A 1,557-nucleotide genomic window follows, 5' to 3' on the forward strand; every position below is an offset into this window, starting at 1 on the left:
TCCTGTGGACCGATGAGTGACGAAAATCCTGGCCATAGTAGCAGCGATAGTCGGGTGAGAACCCCGACGGCCTAATGGATAAGGGTTCCTCAGCACTGCTGATCAGCTGAGGGTTAGCCGGTCCTAAGTCACACCGCAACTCGACTGTGACGAAATGGGAAACGGGTTAATATTCCCGTGCCACTATGCAGTGAAAGTCGACGCCCTGGGGTCGATCACGCCGGGCCTTCGCCCGGTCGAACCGTCAAACTCCGTGGAAGCCGTAACGGCACGAAGCGGACGAACGGCGGCATAGGGAAACGTGATTCAACCTGGGGCCCATGAAAAGACGAGCATAGTGTCCGTACCGAGAACCGACACAGGTGTCCATGGCGGCGAAAGCCAAGGCCTGTCGGGAGCAACCAACGTTAGGGAATTCGGCAAGTTAGTCCCGTACCTTCGGAAGAAGGGATGCCTGCTCCGGAACGGAGCAGGTCGCAGTGACTCGGAAGCTCGGACTGTCTAGTAACAACACAGGTGACTGCAAATCCGCAAGGACTCGTACAGTCACTGAATCCTGCCCAGTGCAGGTATCTGAACACCTCGTACAAGAGGACGAAGGACCTGTCAACGGCGGGGGTAACTATGACCCTCTTAAGGTAGCGTAGTACCTTGCCGCATCAGTAGCGGCTTGCATGAATGGATTAACCAGAGCTTCACTGTCCCAACGTTGGGCCCGGTGAACTGTACATTCCAGTGCGGAGTCTGGAGACACCCAGGGGGAAGCGAAGACCCTATGGAGCTTTACTGCAGGCTGTCGCTGAGACGTGGTCGCCGATGTGCAGCATAGGTAGGAGACGTTACACAGGTACCCGCGCTAGCGGGCCACCGAGTCAACAGTGAAATACTACCCGTCGGTGACTGCGACTCTCACTCCGGGAGGAGGACACCGATAGCCGGGCAGTTTGACTGGGGCGGTACGCGCTCGAAAAGATATCGAGCGCGCCCTATGGCTATCTCAGCCGGGACAGAGACCCGGCGAAGAGTGCAAGAGCAAAAGATAGCTTGACAGTGTTCTTCCCAACGAGGAACGCTGACGCGAAAGCGTGGTCTAGCGAACCAATTAGCCTGCTTGATGCGGGCAATTGATGACAGAAAAGCTACCCTAGGGATAACAGAGTCGTCACTCGCAAGAGCACATATCGACCGAGTGGCTTGCTACCTCGATGTCGGTTCCCTCCATCCTGCCCGTGCAGAAGCGGGCAAGGGTGAGGTTGTTCGCCTATTAAAGGAGGTCGTGAGCTGGGTTTAGACCGTCGTGAGACAGGTCGGCTGCTATCTACTGGGTGTGTTATGGTGTCTGACAAGAACGACCGTATAGTACGAGAGGAACTACGGTTGGTGGCCACTGGTGTACCGGTTGTTCGAGAGAGCACGTGCCGGGTAGCCACGCCACACGGGGTAAGAGCTGAACGCATCTAAGCTCGAAACCCACTTGGAAAAGAGACACCGCTGAGGTCCCGCGTATAAGACGCGGTCGATAGACTCGGGGTGTGCGCGTCGAGGTAACGAGACGTT

Annotated in this window: 1 rRNA gene; it reads left to right on the plus strand. The window is 56.6% G+C overall.

The annotated features are described in order from the left end of the window. Window positions 1–1,557, plus strand: a 23S ribosomal RNA gene (locus tag KZ498_RS24610); the annotation flags it as partial.

It is taken from the genome of Haloarcula sp. 1CSR25-25 (assembly GCF_032027985.1).
GTDB lineage: Archaea > Halobacteriota > Halobacteria > Halobacteriales > Haloarculaceae > Haloarcula.